Below are 24,158 nucleotides of genomic sequence, written 5' to 3'. Positions count from 1 at the left end.
GTGAGACCGGGTGAAGCTCGGGAAGCCGGCGCCGCGATGGCCCAGGTTGACCCCGATCAGAGCCCGCTACCCACCTTGACCGTTGGCGTGTCAGGCGCCACCACCGGGTTGTTCATCAGGGCAATCTCCCGGTCCGCCATGGACCGGTCCAGCGCCCCTTCCCACTTGGCGATGGCCAGGGTGCCGATGCCGTTGCCGAGCAAGTTGGTGACCGCGCGTGCCTCATTGAGAAACCTGTCCACCCCCAGCAACAGCACCAGCCCTACCAGCGGGATGTCCGGAATGACCGACAGCGTCGCTGCCAGTGTGACGAACCCCGCCCCGGCCACACCGGCAGAGCCCTTGGAGGTAAGTAGCAACACCCCCAGCACCACCAACTGGTCCGCCAGGGTCAGCGGGGTGTTGGTGGCCTGCGCCACGAAGATCGCCGCCATGGTCAGGTAGATACAGGTGCCATCGGAGTTGAAGGTGTAGCCGGTGGGCAGCACCATGCCGACCACCGATTTGCGGCAGCCAAGCTTTTCCAGCTTGATCATCATGCGCGGGAGCACCGCTTCAGTGGAGCAGGTACCCAGGGTGACGAGAATCTCGTCCTTGAAGTAGCGCAGAAAGGTCAATAACGGAACGCCGGACCAGCGCGCCACGGTGCCCAGCACCACGACGATGAACAGCAACGTGGTGAGGTACAGCGCCAGCATCAGGTGGCCCAGGGAAAGCAGCGTGCCGATGCCGTACTTGCCGATGGTAAAAGCCATGCCTGCCCCCGCACCGAGGGGCGCCAGGCGCATCACCATCGCCACGATGCGAAACAGCCCTTGCAACAGCAGGTCGATGACGTTGATCAACGGTGCCGCCGGTGCACCGATCTGCACCAGGGCAACGCCCAGCAGTACCGAAATGAAGATGACCTGCAGCATGGCGCCCTTGGCGAAGGCGTCTACAAAGGTCGTGGGGATGATATTCATGAAGAAATTGATAGCACCGCCCTGGTCCTGGGCGGCCTGGGCATACCCCTTGATGGCCTCGCCGTTGAGGGTGCCCACGTCGATGTTCATGCCAACGCCAGGCTTCATGATGTTGACCACCACCAGGCCGATCACCAGGGCGATGGTGGAGACCACTTCGAAATAAAGCAGCGCCTTGCCACCAATGCGCCCTACTTCCTTGATGCTGCCCATCTTGGCGATCCCGACCACCACGGTACCGAAAATGATGGGCGCCAACAGCATCTTGATGAGTTTGATGAAGCCATCGGCGAGCGGTTGCAACTTGGCGCCGAACTCCGGCACCAGGTAGCCGATGGCGCCGCCGACAAGGATGCCGATCAGTACCTGCACGTACAGAAGCTTGTACCAGCGCGTGGCCATGTTCATGGGTTGTACCTCACTGTTGTTTTTGTATGAGGACAAGCGCGACCCCGAGCTGGGGCCGCCTGGAAGCAGACGCGATCAGCCTTCGCCGAGTTCGCGCATCACCTGGTACAGCGCCGATTTGGCTTCAAAACCCACGCCGGGAATATCCGGCAGGCCCACGTAGCTGTTCTCCACGCGAATGCCGTCGGCGAAACCGCCGAACGGCTGGAACACATCCGGGTAGGACTCATTGCCACCCAGGTGCAGCCCGGCGGCGATGTTCAGGGACATCTGGTGGCCGCCATGGGGTACGACCCGACGCGATGACCAGCCCAGCTCCTTCATCACGTCAAGAGTACGCATGTACTCCACCAGGCCGTAGGACAGCGCACAGTCGAATTGCAGGTAGTCACGGTCGGGGCGCATGCCGCCATGACGCAGCAGGTTGCGCGCATCCTGATGAGAGAACAGGTTCTCGCCGGTCGCCATGGGCAACGCGTAGTGGTTGGCCAGCTCGGCTTGCAAGGCATAGTCCAGCGGGTCGCCGATTTCCTCGTACCAGAACAGGTTGTAGGGCTTGATCGCCTCGGCGTAGGCCAGCGCAGTGGGCAGGTCGAAGCGGCCATTGGCATCCACCGCCAGACGGCGGCCATCGCCCACGACTTCCAGTACGGCCTCGATACGGCGCAGGTCTTCGGCCAGCGGCGCGGCACCGATTTTCATCTTGACCACGTCGTAGCCGCGGTCCAGGTAGCTCTGCATTTCGGCCTGGAGCTTGCTCTGGTCCTTGCCGGGGTAGTAGTAGCCGCCTGCCGCATACACCCAGACCTTGTCGTCTGCCACGCCGTTGCGGTAACGGTCGGCCAGCAGCCGATACAAGGGCTTGCCCTCGATTTTCGCCACCGCGTCCCACACCGCCATGTCGAGGGTGCCCACCGCCACCGAACGTTCGCCGTGGCCGCCAGGCTTCTCGTTGGTCATCAGGGTTTTCCAGATGGCGAACGGGTCCAGATTATCGTTGGCCTGGTCCACCAGCGAGTCAGGGTCCGCCTCGCTGATGCGTGCCAGGAAGCGGTCGCGCATCAGCGCGCCCTGGCCATAGCGGCCGTTGGAGTTGAAGCCGTAGCCGATCACTGGCTTGCCGTCGCGGATCACGTCGGTTATCACCGCGACCACCGAGCAGGTCATTTTCGAAAAGTCGATATAGGCATTGGCAATGGGCGATGCAATGGAAACCGTCTTCTCACGGATTTCGACGATGCGCATGGAAAGCGTCCTCTCTGATTGTTGTGCCTGGTGTCACAGGTGGTTGCCAGAGGGACTCTACGGCTGGACGGGAAAATCGAGCCAATGCTATTAATGGGGGCACCCTATGCGCACAAGGCATCACCCATGGAACTGCTGTGGCTGGAAGACTTCAACGCCCTGGTTGAAAGCGAGAACTTCTCGCGGGCGGCGCAGTTGCGGCACGTCACCCAACCCGCGTTCAGCCGCCGTATCCGCGCGCTGGAAAGCTGGGTGGGGGTTGAGCTGTTCGTGCGCACACCTCAGGGCGCGACCTTGACCGAGGCTGGCAGAAGCATGCTCGACAACGCTCGCGAGCTGACCCGGCGCCTGTACCAGATGCGCGCGGATGTTCAGCAGGTGGCCGGCAAGGCGAGCAGAACCCTGCACTTCGCCGCCACCCATTCGCTGTCCTTCACCTTCTTCCCCGCCTGGATCAGGGCGGTGGAAAACGGTACGCCGCTGGAAGGCATCAGCCTGCACTCGGACAACATGGCTGCGTGCGAACAACTGCTGCTCAGCGGCGAGGTGCAGTTCCTGATCTGCCACCAGCACCCGGGGGTACCGCCGCGCTTCGACAGCCTGCAGTTCGAGAGCAAAGTCATTGGCAATGATGCCTTGCTGGCGTTGCAGTCACCGGAGCTGGACACTGCCCAGCGCATCCCGTTCCTGGCCTACACGGCCGAATCGGGCCTGGGCCGCATCGTTGCCTCCCACCTGCATGCACACCCCGACCACCCAAGGCTGGAAACCGTGTTCAGCTCGCACCTGGCAGCGGTGCTGTTGTCCATGGCGCTGCAAGCGAAGGGGGTAGCCTGGCTGCCAGAGACTCTTGCTGCGCAGGAGGTGGCACAGGGACGGTTGGTGGCCGTGGGCAACGGGCTGCAGAACATCTCCGCGCAGATCCGCGTGTTTCGGCCGCGGATGCCGTTGGGGGATCATGGCGAGCGCTTCTGGACGAGCCTTCAGGACGTACAGACCGCGTAGGCATGGCCCCTGCGGCCGAGTCCAGGGCGCTGCGGTACACCCGGCAAAACGCGTGAAGCGCGACGCGGCCTTGCGGCCACTGCTACGCTCACGTAGTTACCTGCCCACAAAAGAAAAAAGGAAGTGCCCATGCTGAAAACGACGCGCCCAGCCAAAGCCGTTCTTTGCGCCCTGACCCTGTCCCTCGGCGCCTGTGCCACCCCGCCGCCCAACCCCGGGCCGGATTTTTCCGTGGTGCGTTTCAGCCACGACAACCAGGATGAGGTGCTCGGGCAAAAACTGGATGGCAAGACCACGGAAGATGGCAGGACCTTCAAGATCCCGGCCGGCTCGCACGACCTGGTGGTCATCGTCGAGCGACGCGACCCCAATGGTAAAATGCAATTCTGCTACGCCAAGATCGAGTACGCGCAATTCAAGGATGGCGAGGTGTACAACATCCATGAACAGCGCATAGCCGACAAGGTCAGCCTGCAGTTGCGCCGTCACCAGGAAGTGCTGGCGACCAACACGGGTGGGCTGAACTGCTCGCCGGGCAGCTGATACCACGGCAGGATTTCATGCTGTGGGAGCTGGCTTGCCAGCGAGCTTTCAAGCCCTGAACAGCTCACTGGCAGGCCGGTCTCCACAGCCTGATCTTTCGCTCTCGTCCGAGGTCAATCGGCGGTGCGATAACGCTCGGCCGGCTGCGCCTGGCGCAGGTCCGACAACAACAGCCGGCGCGCCCCATCCAGCGCGTCCCAACGCTCGGCGACATGCAGCGGCGGGATGGTCACCCATTCGCGACGGTCGTAACCGACCAGGGCCGCATCCACCAGGTCACCGACCTCCATCACTTCCGGCAGTGCATCGATGTCCATGCCCGAGCGCTCCCAGATCTCGGTACGGGTGGCGGCCGGCAGCACCGCCTGGACGTAGACCCCTTTGGGCCCCAGCTCAAGTTGCAAGCCTTGAGACAGGAACAGCACATAGGCCTTGCTCGCCCCATACACGGACATGTTCAACTCCGGCGCCAAACCCACCACCGAACCAATGTTGACGATAGCGCCCTCGCCCGCCTGGGCCAGCCTTGGAGCGATGGCCGCCGCCAGCCGGGTCAGCGCGGTGATGTTGAGGCCGACCAGGCCATCGATGCTGGCGGCCGTCTGTTGCAGGAAGCCACCGGGCTGGCCTACGCCGGCGTTGTTGATCAGCACACCGATGCGCGTATCTTCCCGCAGACGCTGCTCCACCCTGGCCAGGTCATCGGGTTGGGTGAGGTCGGCCTGAATCACGTCGATGCTGATGGCACCTGCTTCACGCAGTTGCGCGGCGAGCACGTCCAGGCGCGCCTTGTCGCGGGCCACCAATACCAGGTCATGGCCACGTCGGGCGAAACGCTCGGCGTAGGTAGCGCCAATGCCGCTGGAAGCGCCGGTGATCAGAACCGCAGGAAGCTTGCTCATGGGTGTTGCTCCAAATGGACATGGGGGGTAAGGCATGGACTTATGATGATGACCACAATCTAAACCGTCAAGCATTTTGATGTTGAACGACATCAATGTATGATGAACGCATCCTGGCAATAATTTTGTGAGCTTGAACATGAAGGTCAGCAAAGCGCAGGTGCAGGCAAACCGCGCGCATATCGTCGAAACCGCCGCCACCCTGTTCCGCGAACGCGGCTACGACGGGGTCAGCGTGGCCGACCTGATGAATGCGGCCGGCTTCACCCATGGCGGTTTCTACAAACATTTCACGTCCAAGGCGGCCCTGATGACGGAAGCAGCCGCCTGTGGCATCGCGCAGATGGAAGCCCGTACGTCACAGGCCGAACGCAGCGCCCTGGTGTGCCAATACCTGTCGCGGGAGCACCGGGACTCGCCTGGGGATGGCTGCGTAATGGCGGCGCTGTCCGCCGACGCCGGTCGCCAGCCCGACGAGGTAAAGCAGGTATTTGCCGATGGCATCGAACGCCAGTTGGCGGCGGTAGCTGAAGTGGATGGGCCAGAGGCGCGGGCCAGGCGGATCGACGCCATGGCGCAACTGGTGGGTGCCGTGATGCTCTCCAGGGCTTGCCCGGACGACTCGGCGCTAGCGGATGAAATCCTGCAGGCCTGTTGCGCCGCAGCGTTGTCGAGGTTGGCGCCAACCTGACACCCACCGCATCGCCCCGCCCACAGCGGGTCGCGGAGCCTGCCCGAACACGGTCCCCTGCAGGACCGGGTGAAGCTCGGGAAGGCAGCACCGCGTACAACCCTGCCCACCGCGCCGTCCTTTTCCCGAGCTGGCGCCCGGTCCCACACAGGTTCGCGGAGGCTGTTTGGATACGGTACACCTGTGGGACCGGGCGAAGCTCGGGAAGGCAGCACCGCGTAAAACCCTGCCGATCGCGCCGTCCTTTTCCCGAGCTGGCGCCCGGCCCCACACAGGTTCGCGGAGGCTGCTTGGACACGGTCCACCTATGGGACCGGGCGAAGCTCGGGAAGGCAGCACCGCGTACAACCCTGCCCACCGCGCCGTCCTTTTCCCGAGCTGGCGCCCGGTCCCACACGGGTTCGCGGAGGCTGTTTGGACACGGTCCACCTGTGGGACCGGGCGAAGCTCGGGAAGGCAACACCGCGTTCAACCCTGCCCACCGCGCCGTCCTTTTCCCGAGCTGGCGCCCGGTCCTACACGGGTTCGCGGAGGCTGTTTGGATACGGTCCACCTGTGGGACCGGGCGAAGCTCGGGAAGGCAGTACCACGTACAACCCTGCCCACCGCGCCGTCCTTTTCCCGAGCTGGCGCCCGGTCCCACACAGGTTCGCGGAGGCTGTTTGGATACGGTCCACCTGTGGGACCGGGCGAAGCTCGGGAAGGCTGCACCGCGCGCTCAGTGCTGCGGCGCTACCATGCGAAAGCGAATTTCGATGTCATCGGATACCACGGTGTCGGCCCACTCGCCCGCGCCAATGCTGAACGCGCTGCGCTTGACCACCAACTCACCGTCGAAGATGCCGATGCCTCCCTCCGATTTCAGCAGCACCGGCACGCTGACCTCACGGGTGATGCCGCGCAGGGTGAGATTGCCCGTGATCCGGTAGCGTTGCTCACCCAGGTCTTCGACTCGGCTGGACTCGAAGGTAGCCACCGGGTAATTCGCCGTGTCGAACCAGGCTGGGGTTTGCAACTGGCGATTGGCGTCATCACTGCCGGCATCGATGCTGTTGAGCTCGATCGTCAGCGCCGCATGGGCGGTATCGGGGTGGGCCGTGTCAAAATCGAGGGTGCCGACAAAGCGGGCAAAGGTGCCGTACACCCGCGAACCCATCTGGTTGAAGGTGAAGCTCAGGGTGCTGGCGGCCGGGTTGACGGTGGTGTACTCGGCTGCTTGCAGCCGGCCTGAATGGCTGAACAGCGCAGTGCTCAGCAGGACAGTGCCAATCAGCGATCGAAGGCTCATGGAACGCTCCCAGGCCACCCGGGCAGATGGGCAAGGCCGTTCACGCACTATGCCTGGGTCTCTGCCGTACCGCCATGGCCGCCTGTGGGGCCAGCCGAAGCTCGGCCCCACAGGCGACTGCGGCGCTGTCGTCAGCCTGTCAGGCCAGCAGCCCGCGCGCGCGCCGCGTGCAGCTTCTTGTAGCTGTCGATCAAGCGCTGGTGGCGCTCCAACCCTTCCAGCTTCATGCTGGTGGGCGTCAGGCCATGGAAGCGCACGCTACCGTCCACCGAACCCAGTACCGCATCCATGCGCGGGCCACCGAACATGCGGCGGAAGTTGACTTCGTAATCGGCCATGTCCAGGTCGCTGTCCAGCTCCACTTCCAGCGCCACGTTCAAGGCCTGGTAGAACAGGCCTCGCTCCACCGTGTTGTCGTTGTACTGCAGGAACATTTCCACCAGCTCCTTGGCTTCATCGTAATGCTTGAGCGCCAGGTGGATCAGCAGCTTCAACTCCAGGACAGTCAACTGCCCCCACGCGGTGTTGTCGTCGAACGCGATACCGATCAGCGTAGTGATATCGGTGTACTCGTCCAGCTCGCTCTCTTCCAGGCGCTCGACCAACGCCTGCAGCTCATCATCGTCCAGGCTGTGCAGGTTGAGGATGTCTTCACGGAAGAACAGCGCCTTGTTGGTGTTGTCCCAGATCAGGTCGTCGACCGGGTAGATCTCCGAATAGTCCGGCACCAGAATCCGGCAGCCGGTGGCGCCCAACTGATCGTAGACCGCCATGTAGACTTCCTTGCCCAGGCCTTCGAGGATGCCCATCAGCGTCTCGACTTCCTCGGCGTTGGAGTTTTCGCCTTTGCCGGAGAAATCCCACTCCACGAATTCGAAGTTCGACCTGGCGCTGAAGAAACGCCACGACACCACACCGCTGGAATCGATGAAGTGCTCGACGAAGTTGTTCGGCTCCATCAAGGCCTGGCTTTCGAAGGTCGGCTGCGGCAGGTCGTTCAGGCCCTCGAAACTGCGGCCTTGCAGCAGCTCGGTGAGGCTGCGCTCCAGCGCCACTTCAAAGCTTGGGTGGGCGCCGAACGAAGCAAACACACCGCCGGTGCGCGGGTTCATCAGGGTCACGCACATCACGGGGAATTCACCGCCCAGCGATGCATCCTTGACCAGCACCGGAAAGCCCTGCTCTTCCAGGCCCTGGATGCCGGCGAGAATACCGGGGAACTTGGCCAACACCTCCTGGGGCACATCCGGCAGGGTGATCTCGCCCTCGAGGATCTCACGCTTCACCGCGCGCTCGAAAATCTCCGACAGGCACTGCACCTGCGCTTCGGCCAGGGTGTTGCCGGCGCTCATGCCGTTGCTCAGGTACAGGTTCTCGATCAGGTTGGAGGGGAAGTACACCACCTCGCCGTCCGACTGGCGCACGAACGGCAGCGAGCAGATGCCGCGCTCTTCGTTGCCCGAGTTGGTGTCGATCAGGTGCGAGCCACGCAGCTCGCCGTCGGGGTTGTAGATAGCCAGGCAGTACTCGTCGAGAATGTCCTTGGGCAAGGCATCCTTGCGGCCAGGCTTGAACCAGCGCTCGTCGGGGTAGTGCACGAATGGCGCGTTGGCGATGTCCTCGCCCCAGAACTGATCGTTGTAGAAGAAGTTGCAGTTGAGGCGTTCGATGAACTCGCCCAGGGCCGAGGCCAGCGCGCCCTCCTTCGTGGCGCCCTTGCCGTTGGTGAAGCACATCGGCGACTGTGCGTCGCGGATGTGCAACGACCACACGTTGGGGACGATATTGCGCCACGAGGCGATCTCGATCTTCATGCCCAACCCGGCCAGAATGCCCGACAGGTTGGTGATGGTCTGCTCCAGGGGCAGGTCCTTGCCGGCGATGAAGGTGCTGGCCTGGGAATCGGCATTCAGCATCAACAATGCCTGGGCATCGGCGTCGAGGTTTTCAACTTCCTCGATAATGAACTCGGGCCCGGTCTGCACGACTTTCTTCACGGTGCAACGGTCGATGGAACGCAAGATACCCTGACGGTCCTTGGCAGAAATATCCGCCGGCAACTCGACTTGAATCTTGAAAATCTGGTTATAACGATTTTCCGGGTCGACAATATTGTTCTGCGACAAGCGGATATTGTCGGTTGGGATATTGCGGGTCTCGCAGTACAACTTCACGAAGTAAGCCGCGCACAGTGCCGACGATGCCAGGAAGTAATCAAATGGCCCCGGTGCAGAGCCATCGCCTTTATAGCGGATAGGCTGGTCGGCCACCACCGTGAAGTCATCGAACTTGGCTTCAAGCCGGAGGTTGTCGAGAAAGTTGACCTTGATTTCCATGCGGGAATTACCATAACCGAGCGAAACAAAATGGCGCGCATTATCCGGTTTTTCACGCGGGAAGTCTTGCCCTTTCGCGCAGGGCCCAGCCCGTAGCGCGCTCAAGGGCGTGGACGCCTGGCAACGCGGCCCGCCCGGTATGTTCGCCAGGCTCGTTGCATAATTAGCCCACCCCGTCCGTGCTCCCCCTGCAACCTCGCCGTCACCTGCTAGTGTCTATTCGCGGCACCTCAAGCAGTGGAACGCCCGCATTTTCTATAACGGCCTGGAGCCCGTGATGGACAAATCCACGATGTACACTGCGCTCATGTTCGGCGCGGCATTGTGCACTGCCCACTCTGCCCTGGCCGACAATGCCGAAACAGCCAACAAGAGCAACAACCCGCTGAATCTGGCGCCCGGCCTGAATATCCAGGACTATTACACCCCCGAACTTTTCGGCAGTAATAAGCACACTAACGATTCACTCTTGCGTGGCACTTTTCCAGTTGCCCCGGGTGATCTTGTCGGCGGTCCGCAATTACTGCGCGCGACCCCGGCTTTCTACCCGCCGTGGTCAGCCTCAGGCAGTGGTTGGAGCAACCGGGCAACCGTGAGGTGCGCCTGACGCTGGCGCAGTATTATCAGGAACAGGGCCAGGCTGGACAGGCGGCACACTTGTTGGCCGAGCTGAACGGCATCAACCCGGACGACCCGGCCGTTGCCGCGCCGGCCAGGCAATGAGGACCTGGGTGTAGGGCGAGACTCGGCAGGTATCAGGCAAAGCCACCATTGGCCCGCACTACCTGCCCATTCACCCAGCCGCCATCGGGCCCGGCCAGAAACGCCACCACCGCGGCGATATCCTCAGGTTCACCCAGCCGCTCCAATGGCGCCGCACGGCCCAACTGAGCGATCTGCTCTGCGCTCTTGCCTTCCAGGAACAGCTCGGTTCCCACCGGCCCGGGCGCTACGGCATTGACGCTGATGCGGCGGCCACGCAGCTCGTTGGCCAGCACCCGCGCCAGGCCCTCCACACCCGCCTTGGACGCGATATAGGGCCCGTACTGCGGAAATGATTTGGCGATCACGCTGCTGGAGAGGGCAATCACCCGCCCTGCGTCGCGTACGTGCCGCGCCGCCTCGGCCAGCACCAGAAACGCCCCACGCAGGTTGACGTGCAGCATGCGGTCGAAGGCGTCGAGACTGTCGGTGGCGATCGGCGCCATCGCCATCACCCCCGCACTGTGCACTACCACATCGACGCCACCGAACGCCTGCTGGGTGCTGGCGAACAGGCGCTGCACATCATCGGGTTGGCTGACATCCGCCTGCACGGCCACGGCCTGGCCACCACTGGCCTGAATGGCCGCGACTACCTCCTGGGCCTTCGCCGTGTTGCCGGCATAATTGATGACCACCTGGAAACCATCGGCGGCCAGCCGCAAGGCAATGGCGCGGCCAATGCCCCGGGAAGCCCCTGTGACGATAGCGGAACGGGATGACGGGTTCATGCGGTGATCCTCTGATGGGGGTGGGTTCATCATGGCAATTGACGCCTGACGAATAAATGGGCTTTGATGGGTTTGTCTGTTCAATGAACATCAACAATGCGGAGCTCCATGGACCGTTTCGATGCCATGCATCTGTTCACCCGCATCGTCGAGCTCGGCAGCTTCACCGAAGCGGCTGGCGTGCTGGCGCTGCCCCGCGCCACCGCCACACACGCCATTAAGCAACTGGAGCAACGCCTGGGTGCGCGGCTGCTGGACCGCACCACCCGCCAGGTCACCCCCACCCTGGACGGCCTGGCCTTCTATGATCGCTGCAAGCGCTTGCTGGCTGACCTGGAGGACGCCGAGACAGCCCTCAGCACTCAGGTCGGCAACCCCCACGGCACCTTGCGCCTGGATGTTCACGGCGCCCATGCCACGGCGATCATCCTGCCGCGCATCGGCGAGTTTCGGGCACGCTACCCACACATCGAACTGGTGATAAGCAGCGGCGACCGCCTGGTCGACCTGGTCAAGGAAGGCATCGACTGCGTGATTCGCGCCGGCCAGCCGGGGGACTCGTCGCTGGTGGCGAGAAAACTCGCCGATATGCCGCAGATCATCTGCGCCAGCCCGCAGTACCTGCGTGAGCATGGCGAGCCCCGTCACCCGGCCGAGCTGGAGGCGCACGCGGGCATCGGCTTCTTTTCCCGCGGCTACGAGCACCGGTACCCCTTCACCGCTGTGGTCGAAGGGGTTGTCAGCGAATTTCAGGCCAGCGGCTGGGTCACGGTGAGCGATTCAGAATGCTACCTGGCGGCAGCGCTGGCCGGTTGCGGGTTGATTCAGGTGCCACGCTTCCGGCTGGAAGACCACCTCAAGGCCGGCCGCCTGGTGCAGGTACTCCAGCAGTGGCCCTGCCCGGACCTGCCCGTCTCGGCGCTGTACCCCTTCCACCGCCAGCTATCACCGCGGGTCAGGGTATTCATCGACTGGGCGCGGGAACTGTACACCGACCGATTCGGCCCCCTGGCCCCGCTCGCCACGTAACGTCACGCGCCGCTTCTGCCACAACGCGGCCTATGGGACGCGATCAGGGCAGCGTCGGCCGCGAACGTTCGCTGGCAAGCCAGCCCCAGCACTTTCACAAGTATTTTGCCCCTGCAATGGGTATGCTCCGCAGCCATGACCTGCCGCTCGATATCGGGATGCCGGCCCTCCGCGCGTCTTCCAGGCGCGCCCGATGGAACGGTATCCTCAAGGACGTTTGAACGATGACGACACCCGCGCTGGACCTCGCCAGCCTGACCCCACTGCCTTACCACCAGCAGGTGGTCGACTACCTGAAGACCCGCGAGCCCGCCGTGTGGAGCTGGGCATCGTCACTGGTGGTACAGCAGGAACACGCCCAGGACGTTCGCGCGCAACTGCTGCGCGACACCTACCGGCTCAGCCCCGACAGCCACCCGGACGCCTACCACGCCTGCGCCACGGCCCTGCAGCAGTTGCAGATCGAGGCACCGGCCACACTGTACCAGGCCGGCGATGGCGCGATGAATGCCAGCCTGTTCTACCTGGCCGGCGAAGTGCACGTGGTGTTCCACGGCCCGATTCTGCAACGCCTGGACGCCCAGGAGCTGTTGGCGCTGCTGGGCCACGAATTGGCGCATTACCGCCTGTGGTCGGAGCAGGACGGTGACTACCTGACTGCCGACCGTGTGCTCAACCATGCCCTGGCCAATGTCCTGGCACCGCCCAGCCTGGAGCAGACGGCACGCCTGTACAGCCTGCACACGGAGATCTACGCCGACCGCGGCGCGGCACTGGTGGCCGGCGGCCCGGGCCCGGCGATCACCTCACTGGTGAAGGTGCACACGGGCCTGGTTACGGTCGACGCCGCCAGCTACCTGGCCCAGGCGCAGGAGCTGGACGGCAAGGATGCGCCCGTGTCCCAGGGCGTCTCGCACCCGGAAACCTTCTTGCGCTCGCACGCGCTGGACAGTTGGTGGCAACAAGCCCCTGACATGGAAGCCTGGTTGCAGCGGCGCTTGCGCGGCCCACTGGCCCTCGACCGCCTGGACCTGGTCGGGCAAGTTGACCTCACCGCCCTGACCCGGGGTTTCATCGCCGCCTTCGTCAACGCCCCGGCCATGCAGTCCGAAGCCATCGGCCACCAGGTGCGCAGCTTCTTCCCCGACTGGAAGGACACGGAACCGGCCCTGGACCTCAACACCCTGGATATCGAACGCATCGACGCCAGCGTCCACGAATACCTGCATTTCGTCATGCTCGACCTGTGCCTGGTGGACCCCGACCTGCGCGAGGGCGCCTTGCTGCATGCCCTGCGCACGGCGCAGAGAATAGGCAGCGCTGACGCATTCATCACCCGGCTGAAGCAGGACCTCAAGCTGCAGAAACGCGAGCTCGACCCGCTCACCCGTGCCCTCAAGGCGGAGGTCGACACATGGACCCAATGAATCAGGACATCACCTTCGAGCAATTGCTGACCCATCACGACGGCGCTGCCGTGCCCATCGACGATGTACTGTTCCTGATGCTGCCGCTGCTGCGCGAAGTCGCCCGCCTGCACGAACAGGCGCACGTCGCGCGGCTAGGCTACCAGGCTATCGTTCAGGGCCCGGAGCGCAGCCTGGTGTTGCGCGAGGCCCAGGGCCAAGCGCCACGCCTGGCCCTGGAGGCCATCAAGCAGGTGCAACCCAGCCCTGAGTCGGCCCTGAACATCGTCGGCACGGTACGCCTCACCCATGACTCCGAATCAGGCACCGCAGTCACCGACCTGCAGGTGCAGGAAGACCCGCACGCGCCTATCGCCCACCCCGTCTACCTTACGGGGCTGCATACCTGGGAACAGCAGCTGGGGCATCACGATGAAATCACCGACATCTTCCAGCTGGGCTTGCTGCTGGCGGCCCTGGCCTGCGGGCTGGACATCGCCGAGCTGGAAGACCTGAAAACCTTCTCCCGGCACCGCCGCAACCTGTTCCAGCTCAATGGCCGGTTGAACCCGGTGCTGGCCAACGTCATCGTTGAAATGACCGAGCTCAACCGCCACCAACGGGCCACCGACCTTGCCTCGCTGATCCGGCGCCTGGAAACCTGGCGCGACCAGCCCGCCGCGCTGGATGTGGAGTGGGTGCTGTCCCAGGCCCAGGGCCCCGGTTCACGGCGCACGGTGGTGCTGGAACACCTGCGCAACCGTTTGTTCGACCTGTCCCGGCGCAACCGCCTGCTGCATTTCCGCCCCACCCAGGCCACCATCAACCTGACCGTGGCCAGCGTGCCCCTGGTCATGCGCGTGGAAAGCATCCGCCCCGAAGCCCTGTGTACCTGGCAGGCCACCTTCGGCGGTTTCTCCGAGCAGGTACTCAGTGGCAAGCCCGTGGGCCTGCAGCAGTGGCTGCGCTTCGAAGACCAGGCCTGGCTGCAGACGTCGCTGGAACGGCTGATACAGGATACCCGCCGCGACCGCGCCGAGTTCGGTTTCAGCAACCTGCGCCTGGTGGTGGCGTTCATGCGCTGGCACAACCTCAAGGATGACCCGCAGGAGCGCATTGTCACGCCGCTGCTGTGGCTGCCGGTGGAACTGAGCCGCAAGAAAGGCGTGCGCGACCAGTTCGTGCTGCAATGCGATGAAACCGAAGCGCAGTTCAACCCGGTGCTGCGCCACCAGTTGCGCCAGCTTTACGACATTCAGCTACCGGAAACCGTGGACCTGCAGAAAACCTCCCTGGAACAGATTCACCAGGACATCGCCCGGCAGATCAAGCTGACCGAACCCGGGGTGGAGCTGCGCCTGCAAAGCAAGCCGCAGATCGAGATGATTCACCAGAAAGCGGTGCAGCACCTGCACCACTTTCAGCGCCGCCGTGCCCGTCAGCGTGCCACCGGGCCGTCGGTGCGGCCGGATTTCAGCTATGCCCGCGATGACTACCGGCCCCTGGGCCTGCAACTGTTCCGCCAGAAGGTACTGCCCAGCGCATTGCCGCTACGCGGTGCGGTAGGCAGCAAACCCGCGGCCCGCACCCACCAGATGGCCGCCAGTACCACCGAGAACAGCACGTTCAGCCTGCCCCAGGACCTGGGCCACCGCTATGCCTGGGACATCGACCTGACCCAGGTGACCCTGGCCAACTTCAACTACCGCAAGATGTCGCTGGTGCGCGACTACGCGCAACTGATCGACGAGCCGGCGCAGAACCAGGCATTCGACCGGCTGTTCTCCATCGAGCCGCGCGAGGTGGACGTACCAGCGCCCGCCCCCATCGCCCTGGCCGAACAGTGGAACGTGGTGGCCGCGGATGCGACGCAGAACGCCGCCGTGAGCCTGGCCCGCAGCGGCCGCCACTTCATCATCCAGGGGCCGCCAGGTACGGGTAAATCGCAGACCATCACCAACCTGATCGCCGACTACGCGGGCCGCGGCTTGCGCGTGCTGTTCGTGTGCGAAAAGCGCGCGGCGCTGGACGTGGTGTTCCACCGCCTGCAACAGAGTGAACTGGGCGACCTGTGCTGCCTGATCCATGACTCGCAGACAGACAAGAAGGCCTTCGTCAGCGACCTGCGCGAATGCTATGAACGCTGGATCGGCAACGACCCCCAGGCACCGCAATTGCAGGCCCGGCGCGACGCCACACTGGCCACTGCCCGCCAGCAACTGGGCCTGATCGAACAGTTCGAGCAGGCCATGGCCAGCGTTCCCGAGGTGCTGGCCTGCTCCATCCGCGAGTTGGTGCGCTACCTGATCGAGCAGCCTTCAAGTGGGCTGCAACTGCCCCCTGAGGTGCTCGAACGCCTGCCCCGCTGGGACACCTGGCAGGCGCAGCGCGACCTGACCAGCCGGCTGTTCACGACCATGGCCCAACAGTTCGGCCTCGACAGTTTCGCCCTTCACCCCTTCAGCCGCCTGGCTGGCGCAGTCGTGGGCCACGACCATGCCTATGGCCAGGTCAAGGCGTTCCTCGACGAGGCGGGCCCACTGATGGACCGCGTCGAGCAGTTCCTGGAAACGTCCAGCGGCCTGCTGAACAGCGAAACCCGCCTGGTCGATGCCCAGCACCTGACCCATGCGGCGCAACAACTGACCCAAGCCAACCTCGCGGCGCACCTGGACCTGCTGCAGCCCGGTTCTGCTGCCGCCAAGGCCTTGCAGGCTGAACAGGCCACTCTGCATACCCTGGCCGTGCAGGTACACGGCGCCAGCGAAGCCAACCGCCACTGGCGCGACAAACTCGATGCCCAGGACACCCAGGCCGCCCAAGCCCTGGTGCAGCGCCTGGGGCAGTCGCCGCTGCGCTGGCTGCAGCCGGCCTGGTGGCGCCTGCGCGGGGAGTTGCAGCGGCGCTACGACTTCAGCCAGCACGCCATCGACCCGGGCTACGCTAGCGTGCTGGCGGCCCTGGCCGCCGAGCACAGCGCCCAGGCGCACCTGCAGGCCGAGAAAGCACGCCTGCAGGGCCACTACGGCATCGACGATGTCGAACGGCTGGTGCACGGCCTGGACGCCCTGCTGCAGCAACTGGCCGAGTCGCCCCTGCTGCGCCAGTGGCTGGAGCGCTTGCACACCCAGCCCCAGGCGTTGGCCGAAGCCCGTGAAGAAGCCAGTCTGCACAGTGTCGTGGAACGCCTGGCGGTTCAGGTGCAGCATGGCTGCGCCTTCGCTCCGACGTTGACCCTGGGGGAACTGGCCGAATACCTGCGCGACCTGCAGGAAGCATTGGATGAGTTGCCCGATACCCTGCCGCTGCTGGCCGAGCTGCACGGCGCCGATCCCGCCTGCCTGTGGGTGGTGCAACACCAGCCGCTGCCACAACGGACGCTGGACGGGCTGATCGCCGGCGAAAACCTCGCTCGCCTGTACCGTGCCAACCCATCCGTGGCGCGCTTCGACGGCCAAGCCTTGAGCGCCGCGAGCCGCCAGGTCAGCCAGGCCGAAGCCAGCCTGCTGACCCACAACGCCCGCGTGCTCAATGCCACCGTGCACCAGCGCTTCCTCGACCATGTGAAACACTCGGCGCTGTCCGTGAGCCAACTGGATGCGGACGCCCGGGAGTTCAAGAAACAGTACGCCAAGGGGCGCCGCGAGCTTGAACACGAGCTGGGCAAGACCATGCGCTACCGAGCGATCCGCGAGCTGGCCAGCGGCGACAGCGGCCTGGTCATCAACGACCTCAAGCCTATCTGGCTGATGAGCCCGCTGTCGGTGTCGGACACCCTGCCCCTGACCGCCGACCTGTTTGACGTGGTGATCTTCGACGAGGCCAGCCAGATCCCCAGCGAAGAAGCCGTGCCGGCTCTGAGCCGGGCACAGCAGGTGGTCGTGGTGGGCGACGAGATGCAGTTGCCCCCTACCCGCTTCTTCTCCGGGGCTGGTGAGCAGGACGAGCATGAACTGATTGCCGTGGAGGACGGCGAACAGGTCGCTATCAACCTGGACGCCGACAGCCTGTTGAGCCAGGCCGCCCGCAACCTGCCGGCCACCTTGCTGGCCTGGCACTACCGCAGCCGTCACGAAGCGCTGATCAGCTTCTCCAACGCGGCCTTCTACGAGGGCCGCCTGATCACCATTCCCGACCGCCGCATCGAACAACCCGGCCAGCTTGCGGCCCCCCTGGACGCCAGCGATGAAGCCGTGGCCCAGGGCGCTGATGCGCTGCTGGCCAGCCCCATCAGTTACCTGAAAATGGCCGATGGCGTATACGTGAGCCGCAGCAACGTCGCCGAAGCGCGCTACATCGCGCAACTGGTGCGTGAACTGCTGCAACGCGAGACGGGCCTGAGCCTGGGTATCGTGGCGTTTTCCGAGGCCCAGCAAGGGGAAATCGAGCAAGCCCTGGAAAACCTGGCCAGCAGCGACTCGGCGTTCGCCACTCGCCTGGAGCAGGAGTACGTGCGCGAGGACGCCGGGCAGTTCAACGGGCTGTTCGTCAAGAACCTGGAAAACGTGCAGGGCGACGAGCGCGACGTGATCATCCTCAGCATCTGCTATGCCCCCGGGCCCAACGGCAAGATGCTGATGAACTTCGGCCCCATCAACCAGCGCGGTGGCGAAAAGCGCCTGAACGTGATTTTCAGCCGCGCGCGCAAGCGCATGGCGGTGGTCTCCAGCATCGACGCCGAAGCCATCACCAATACCCATAACGAGGGGGCCGCGGCGTTACGGGCCTTCCTGCAGTTTGCCCAGGCCAGCGCAGTGGGCGACGCGGCACGGTCCCAAGGCATCCTGGCCAACCTCAACCAGGGGGCCAAGCAGTCGTTCGCCGTGACACTGCCGCGCGACAGCCTGCGTGCTGCCCTGGCCGCCGCCCTGCGCCAGCGTGGCCATCAGGTGGCCGAATACGTGGGCCGTTCGCAGTTTCGCTGCGATCTGGCCATTGCCGACGAGGGCGGCGCGCAGTTCAACCTGGGCATCCTGCTCGATGGCGACACTGACGCCATGGCCAACGTGCGCGAACGCTACATCTTCCGCCCGACGGTGCTGCGCAGCTTCGGCTGGAAAATCATCGATGTGCTCAGCCATGACTGGCTGCACGACCGTGAAACGGTGCTCAACCGCATCGAAGCGGCGCTGCGCGGCGAGGAGCCGCTCGCGCAGGAACCCGAGGCCGACGTGGAGCCGCCGGCGCCCCCGCCTGCCGCGGCGAAGGCCGATCCGGCCCTGCGCGAATTCACCTTCGGTGAGGGCAGCGCCAACAAGTTCTGGCGCATCGGCACCGCTGACGCCGACGTGGTCGTGCATTTTGGCCGAATCGGTACCAAGGGGCAGACATTGATCAAGACCATGGACAGCCCGGAACGCGCGCTGCGCGAGGTGGAAAAACTGGTCGCGGAGAAGCTGCGCAAGGGCTACCAGCCAACGCCTTGATACCCCTTGGGTCAGCCTGTTGAACGGAGGGGGCCGCGGGCCCTCTCCTGCACACCTTTCCTTCACTCATTGCCACGAGCCAGTGCCCATGCCCCACTCCACCACCCCCTGGCGCTACATCCTGCTGCTGGGCGCCTGCACCGCACTGCCGCCGCTGTCCATCGACATGGCCCTGCCCGCCATCAGCCAACTGGGCGGCGCGCTGCACAGCACGTCAGCCGCGGCGGCGCAGAGTATCAGCCTGTTCATCCTCGGTTTCGTCCTGGGCCCACTGCTTTTCGGGCCGTTGTCGGACCGCATCGGCAGGCGGCCGATCCTGCTGGTGGGGCTGGCGTTGTTCACGCTGGCGGGACTGGCCTGCACCCTGGCGCCGAACATGCCGGTGCTGCTAGTGAGCCGCCTGTTGCAGGGCGCCGCCGCCGGGGCGGCAGCGGCCATGCCGGTCGCTATCGTGCGCGATGCCTTCAGCGGACAGCAGGGCCGCGCGTTGCAAAGCTCGCTGGTGGCCATCAACAACGTCGCGCCACTGCTGGCGCCCCTGCTGGGCGCGGCTATCCTGGCGTTCAGTGACTGGCGGGCGATCTACGCCGCCCTGGTGCTGGCCGGGTTGGCGTTGCTGGTGGCCGCCAGGGGCATCCTGCACGAGTCCCACCCGCCGCAGGCCCGGCGCCAGCAAGCGCTGATCGCCACTTACCGGCAGGTACTGGGCAACCGCCGTTTCACCCTGTGCGCATTGATTCTGGCGCTGAATTTCGCCGGCATGTTCGCCTACATCACGGCCTCGCCGCTAGTGTTCATGGAAGGCCTGGGCATGAGCAGCCAAGGCTTTGCCGTGCTGTTCGCGGTCACTGCCCTGGGCACCCTGGGCGGCTCGTGGCTCAACAACCGGCTGGTGCACGCCGGCTGGAGCGAAACGCGGCTGATCGGCATCAGCCTGTTGGCAAGCCTGGGCAGCAGCCTGGGCCTGGTGCTCCTGGCCACCTTCGGCACCGCGCCGTTACTGGGGCTGGCGGCCCTGGTGGTAGTGAGCAACCTGTGCACCGGCCTGGTCATGCCCAATGCCACCCACCTGTCCCTGGAACAACTGGCCCACACCGCCGGCGCCGGCGCGGCCCTGCTGCGGGCCATCCAGATGGCCGGGGGCGCCCTGGCGAGCCTGCTGGTCGGGCACTTCTATGACGGCCACTCCGCCCATGCGATGGCCTGGGTGATGCTGGGTTGCGCGGCGCTGGCGCTGCTGTGCTTTGCCGGCGGGATACGGGCCCTGGCCGGCGCGCCACCACCTGCCCACAGTGCCGGCGCGCCGTAGCGAAGCAGGGAGAACCTGATAGCCGAGAAGTCAAAACGCCACTATCCTGTCGGCCGTTTTCGAATACTCAGGCTTTCAAAGGACTCGACATGCTTGATGCAGCAGAACAGCTCGACGAAATGCAGCGGTTGGACGAGCGCAATATCCACGCAAACCGTTTTTTTCAAGCGCTTCGGCAGGATTCCGTACGCGGCGACTTTCCAGAAAAGTACTTTCCGTCGGTGCTACTTTATTTTGTCGCACGTCTGATCCTGGATGCGCCGAAGGCCCCGAGGAACGACGCGGAACGCGTGTTCATTCGCACTGATATAGCCTCGCTGATTGATCGCATGGTCGTTTTGATCAAGCACTGCAGCGATGACGCCACCTACAGCGCGGAGCTGGCTGCCGCGCTGAACGTTGATTTCGTCACACGACTTTTCGATCAGTTCGATTACCTCGAACCTGCGGTAGCCCGCCAACATGGCTTCGCCCGACGCGTGTTCGATGTCATGCTGCGACGTATTCTCAGTGAACAGCACAACATCAGCCTTTATCACGCTCATGTCGTCGCTTCACTAGTTGTCAGCCTGAGCAAGGTCAATGCCACCATCATTGAGGCGTTTCCTTGTAGCGGGGCCATGCAAGTCACCGCCAAAGTCCTGAAAAAGGATGTCGCCACTTATCACTGGGAACAATACGGTTACCCCTACGCCCATCAGGATCTGATTCGGTTGCGGTTGGAGCTGCGTGGTCTTTCGCACGATGCGATGCCGGTTGAGCATGATGAGTTCGAGGCGCAGGATATGACAGTCATTGATGGTGGTCAGCGCTCAAAGCCCGAGAGGTTCCCCACGGTTGAAACCCTGAGGGACCTGATAAAACGTGACGACCTGAGCGGTCTCACCCTTATTGTCCTGGACCGGGAAGACGATCGGAACCTGCCCGATGATGTGCGCGACTTCATTGCCCGCCATGATCTTCTGGAGGCCGTGATCGACCTACCAAGCCTGGATCGGTGGGAAAACCAGACAGCTTTCACCGCCTGGCTGCTCAATACTCGCAAAACCAATCCGAACGAAACGCTTCTCATCGATGCCACTCACCTGACCGACGCGAGTAATTTCGAGGCCACGTGGTTCGCGGCGGCAGTGGTTGAGCGATGGCGCTTACCCAACCACAAGATCAGCTCCAAACTGTTCAAGCAAGTGCTGAATAGCAGTCTCGAGGGCTTGTTTCTCAACTACCTGGAAGGAGACTACAAAGACATCCGCGGCGTATGCAAAAGTGCCAGGACTACAGCACTCTTGAGATCCCGACGCCTGACCGCACAGGAATTCGTTGGGCAAGAAGGCTTGAAAAGCGCCCCAAAACGCCTCAAGTCCGATGCGCTATCGGAGGTCCTGAGGCCTGAAACAGGACCAACCTGCTCCTATGTCATCGGTAACAACGGAGCCGGAAAAAGCCTGTTACTCAGGAGCCTCATTGATGAATTGAGCCAACAACGCATTACCTCCGTTGGCATCGCTTTCGGTCCGAGGGATAGGTTTCCAACAGAAGACAGGGATGATTGCTTCTTCATCTACGAAGGTGCACGCACGCTCGTTGATCCAAGAATATTCCTCGCGGACCTCTGCCAGCGGCTTTTCGATATTTATCAATCACAGCCGAATCTGCAGATGTTGACTCGAGTCATCGAGATGTTGAGCGTCCACCATCCACGCCTCCTCATGCCTATCAAAGAAGTCCGGAGTGCATTGACCCAGTTAGATCAGGCAATTGCCACTCATGATCTGGCGTACGACAGCAGCCGCTTCTCCACTCAGGGGTATGAGCCTGGGGTGGTAGGCAAAGGCGAGACAGAAATGACGCCCTTCAGCGACCTGAGCTCCGGTGAGCAGCAGATTCTCTCTCTGATGATCAGAGTCTGCGCCACGGCCGATCGGCACAAGGTTTTCCTGATCGACGAACCGGAAATCAGCCTGCATGTACGCTGGCAACAGCAGCTCCCCGGGTTGCTATCGATCATCGCCAAGGAGTTCGAGTGCTCGTTCGTCGTCGCTACGCATTCGCCCATCATCGTCGCCAATGCAAGCGATGAGATCAGCCACTGCTTCCTGGCAAAAGACCAGCGGCTGACTCCCATTGCCCCCCATCAACGTCACTCCGTGGAGTCGATCCTGCTGGATGGGTTCGATACCTACCCCCCTGATACCGGGGAAATCAACGAGCGTTGCGCGGTACTGGTCTCACGGGCCATCCGCGCCACCAACCAACCAGGCCGCGTGGACCCGGCCTTGCACAAAGCGCTCGACAAGTCGCTGGACGATTTGAAGAAGAAAATGAAACAGAGCCCTGGTGGAAAGGATTCCCAACACTTCACCCAGGACATCAAGTTGATCGAGCAGGCCAAGGCCGCCATCAACGAACTGTTCGAGCGTGCAACGACGAGAACACGGCGATGAAGGGCTGCCTGGATGAAATCGAGCAACAAAGACAATGTGCGCAGTACCAGCTTCAGGCCCATGAAGTAGAAGGTAACAACGATGAGACACTGCGTTTTCTGCGCGACCTGTACGCCAGGTCACGGCGCGGGGAGGATGTCTGGGACGAGCTGTCGAACTACCAGAAATCGCGTAAAAGCGGCGTTACAGGCCCCCTGATCAAGAACGCGTTTCGCCGGTTCGTCGGCGCTCTGCAAGGCAACCGCTGCTGCTATTGCCGCCGCTGGTTGCTGAATATCGCCCATGCCAAACCGATCGAACATGTTCTGCCGCGCAACAGCTACCCGCAGTTTTCATTGCAGTTCTGGAACCTGGCGGTCGCTTGCTTCGACTGCAACCAGTTGAAGAAAGAAGCTGTCTGGGGCTCGTTTCTCCCTGACCTGCCCGAATACCCCTGCGCCACTGCATTCACCGAATTCTTTCACCCCCGTTTTCACCCTTATGCAGACCACGTCAGCTTCGAGCGCCGGGAGACCAACCATGTCAGCCATGTGACCTACACCGGCCATACCCCTCAGGGCGAACATTTGTGCAGCGAGTTGCTGTACATCATCGCCGCCCGCGAAAATCTTTACCGCAACAACCCGTCATTGGCTGAAGCCGTGGCGACGCTTCAGGACTTCCAGGAGCAGCACCCGGAGGGGGATTTACCGGCGTTGGAAGCGTTTCGCAGCAGTTTGAACGACTCGCTGCAATGCCAGCTTGATGACAGCGGTCTGGATGAATGGCCTTTGAAGGGGCCAGAGCCTGAGACGCGACCCTCCAGACGCCACGCGCGCTGACGGCAGGAAGCGGCCTCCATCACTGAACGTGATAACCGTAATCTGCTTATTCGATTACGTTTTGGCGGGCAGCTTTTTTACACTGCCCGCTCCTTCCCCTGCGCGGTCCACTGACATGAATGTCCACCTCACCCTTGCCGCTATCCTGGTGTTGTTCTTTTCCGTGGCACTGGTCCACGCCTAGGCACTGCGTGTGCGAGCTACCTTGCCAGCGACCCGTTGCGCCTGAAAAGCTCGGTGGCGAGCCAGGTCTCATAGAAGGCCGGCGCTCCGGGCGGGGTACCTGACGCTGCGTGGCGGCTGTGACGTGGCCAGGTCCGCTGCGGGCCTGCGCTTATCCGGCTGCCGGGCTTGGCACCGCCCGCCCGTTGCGGCTATGGTGCCGATCCTCGATACGCCAACCCGGAGTGCCCCATGGCCAACAGCGACCTGACCTTCCTGCCCGACCCTGACCCCGAGTCCATTTCTTCGGACGTGGCCAGTTTCAACGGCATCCTGGTCTCCACCCAGATCCCCACCCACGCCGACGGCAGCCTTGAGCTGGGCGGTATCGTCGAGCAGAGCGAGTGCACCCTGCAGGCGCTGAAAGTGGCCCTTGAGCGGGCCGGCAGTTCCCTGGACCGGGTGATGCACCTGACCATCTACCTGACCGACATGGCCGACCGCGCGGCGTTCAACCAGGTGTACCAGCGCTTCTTCGCCAAACCCTGGCCCGTGCGCGCGGCAGTGGGCGTGGCGTCGCTGGCGGTGGAAGGCATGCGCGTTGAAGTGACCGCGATGGCGGCCAAAGGCTGAACGAGCCGCGGACCTGGGTGCGGTGGGCCTGGTGTTGCGCAGCGCCTACGAC

At 63.4% G+C, this 24,158-nt stretch carries 17 protein-coding genes and 1 pseudogene; 12 read left to right on the top strand and 6 right to left on the bottom strand.

What is annotated here, in order from left to right; all coding sequences use genetic code 11:
- Positions 1-56: 56 nt before the first annotated feature.
- Entirely contained in the window at positions 57-1,373 is a 1,317-nt protein-coding gene (gene dctA / locus QBK88_RS25165; protein WP_277964155.1) for a C4-dicarboxylate transporter DctA, read from the bottom strand.
- 75 nt (positions 1,374-1,448) lie between these two features.
- Positions 1,449-2,618: a mandelate racemase/muconate lactonizing enzyme family protein gene (locus QBK88_RS25160; RefSeq protein WP_277964154.1), complete on the bottom strand. Its 1,170-nt coding sequence runs from the start codon at positions 2,616-2,618 to the stop codon at positions 1,449-1,451.
- A gap of 126 nt (positions 2,619-2,744) precedes the next feature.
- On the opposite strand from QBK88_RS25160, the gene QBK88_RS25155 reads away from it, so the two are divergent.
- Positions 2,745-3,623 carry a LysR family transcriptional regulator gene (locus QBK88_RS25155; protein WP_277964153.1) on the top strand — a complete coding sequence of 293 codons (879 nt, stop codon included), beginning with the start codon at positions 2,745-2,747 and terminating at the stop codon, positions 3,621-3,623.
- Between the two features lie 129 nt (positions 3,624-3,752).
- Positions 3,753-4,166, top strand: a complete 414-nt coding sequence (locus QBK88_RS25150) for a PA0061/PA0062 family lipoprotein (protein WP_277964152.1) — start codon at positions 3,753-3,755, stop codon at positions 4,164-4,166.
- 113 nt (positions 4,167-4,279) lie between these two features.
- On the opposite strand, the gene QBK88_RS25145 is transcribed toward QBK88_RS25150, so the two are convergent.
- Positions 4,280-5,068, bottom strand: a complete 789-nt coding sequence (locus QBK88_RS25145; protein ID WP_277964151.1) for an SDR family NAD(P)-dependent oxidoreductase — start codon at positions 5,066-5,068, stop codon at positions 4,280-4,282.
- A 139-nt stretch (positions 5,069-5,207) separates the two neighbouring features.
- Between QBK88_RS25145 and QBK88_RS25140 the strand changes: the two genes are divergently transcribed.
- Positions 5,208-5,759: a TetR/AcrR family transcriptional regulator gene (locus QBK88_RS25140; protein WP_277964150.1), complete on the top strand. Its 552-nt coding sequence runs from the start codon at positions 5,208-5,210 to the stop codon at positions 5,757-5,759.
- Between the two features lie 718 nt (positions 5,760-6,477).
- Here the strand turns inward: QBK88_RS25140 and QBK88_RS25135 are convergent.
- Both QBK88_RS25135 and QBK88_RS25130 read right to left on the bottom strand, forming a co-directional pair.
- Positions 6,478-7,047, bottom strand: a complete 570-nt coding sequence (locus tag QBK88_RS25135) for a YceI family protein (protein ID WP_277964149.1) — start codon at positions 7,045-7,047, stop codon at positions 6,478-6,480.
- Positions 7,048-7,178: 131 nt separating this feature from the next.
- Positions 7,179-9,383, bottom strand: a complete 2,205-nt coding sequence (locus QBK88_RS25130) for an OsmC domain/YcaO domain-containing protein (protein WP_277964148.1) — start codon at positions 9,381-9,383, stop codon at positions 7,179-7,181.
- 292 nt (positions 9,384-9,675) lie between these two features.
- Between QBK88_RS25130 and QBK88_RS25125 the strand changes: the two are divergent.
- Positions 9,676-9,918 (top strand): annotated as a pseudogene (locus QBK88_RS25125) (hypothetical protein); the annotation flags it as partial.
- A gap of 62 nt (positions 9,919-9,980) precedes the next feature.
- On the top strand, positions 9,981-10,106 hold the full coding sequence (locus tag QBK88_RS25120; RefSeq protein ID WP_277964147.1) for a hypothetical protein: 126 nt from the start codon (positions 9,981-9,983) through the stop codon (positions 10,104-10,106).
- Between the two features lie 32 nt (positions 10,107-10,138).
- Here QBK88_RS25120 and QBK88_RS25115 read toward each other — a convergent pair whose 3' ends face one another.
- Positions 10,139-10,876, bottom strand: coding sequence for an SDR family oxidoreductase (locus QBK88_RS25115; protein ID WP_277964146.1), 738 nt, complete (start codon positions 10,874-10,876; stop codon positions 10,139-10,141).
- Positions 10,877-10,984: 108 nt separating this feature from the next.
- Here QBK88_RS25115 and QBK88_RS25110 point away from each other — a divergent pair, with 108 nt between their 5' ends.
- The 7 genes from QBK88_RS25110 to QBK88_RS25080 all read left to right on the top strand — a co-directional run bounded on the left by QBK88_RS25110 (position 10,985) and on the right by QBK88_RS25080 (position 24,106).
- Complete coding sequence (locus QBK88_RS25110; protein ID WP_277964145.1) at positions 10,985-11,905, top strand: LysR family transcriptional regulator; 921 nt, start codon at positions 10,985-10,987, stop codon at positions 11,903-11,905.
- A gap of 224 nt (positions 11,906-12,129) precedes the next feature.
- The gene (locus QBK88_RS25105; protein ID WP_277964144.1) at positions 12,130-13,332 is read left to right on the top strand and encodes a M48 family metalloprotease; all 1,203 of its coding nucleotides are present in this window, start codon (positions 12,130-12,132) and stop codon (positions 13,330-13,332) included.
- Positions 13,320-18,737, top strand: a complete 5,418-nt coding sequence (locus QBK88_RS25100; protein ID WP_277964143.1) for an AAA domain-containing protein — start codon at positions 13,320-13,322, stop codon at positions 18,735-18,737. The genes QBK88_RS25105 and QBK88_RS25100 overlap by 13 nt, the downstream gene beginning before the upstream one ends.
- A gap of 88 nt (positions 18,738-18,825) precedes the next feature.
- A complete protein-coding gene (locus QBK88_RS25095) occupies positions 18,826-20,046 on the top strand; it encodes a multidrug effflux MFS transporter (RefSeq protein WP_277964142.1) in 1,221 nt (406 codons plus the stop codon).
- An 89-nt stretch (positions 20,047-20,135) separates the two neighbouring features.
- A complete protein-coding gene (locus QBK88_RS25090) occupies positions 20,136-22,490 on the top strand; it encodes an AAA family ATPase (protein WP_277964141.1) in 2,355 nt (784 codons plus the stop codon).
- Entirely contained in the window at positions 22,487-23,311 is an 825-nt protein-coding gene (locus QBK88_RS25085; protein WP_277964140.1) for a hypothetical protein, read from the top strand. The genes QBK88_RS25090 and QBK88_RS25085 overlap by 4 nt, the downstream gene beginning before the upstream one ends.
- A gap of 414 nt (positions 23,312-23,725) precedes the next feature.
- Positions 23,726-24,106 carry a RidA family protein gene (locus tag QBK88_RS25080; RefSeq protein ID WP_277964139.1) on the top strand — a complete coding sequence of 127 codons (381 nt, stop codon included), beginning with the start codon at positions 23,726-23,728 and terminating at the stop codon, positions 24,104-24,106.
- The last annotated feature ends 52 nt before the right edge of the window (positions 24,107-24,158 follow it).

The sequence above is a fragment of the Pseudomonas sp. RIT-To-2 genome, from assembly GCF_029623465.1.
GTDB lineage: Bacteria > Pseudomonadota > Gammaproteobacteria > Pseudomonadales > Pseudomonadaceae > Aquipseudomonas > Aquipseudomonas silvicola.
This window is presented reverse-complemented; position numbering and strand designations above follow the sequence as displayed.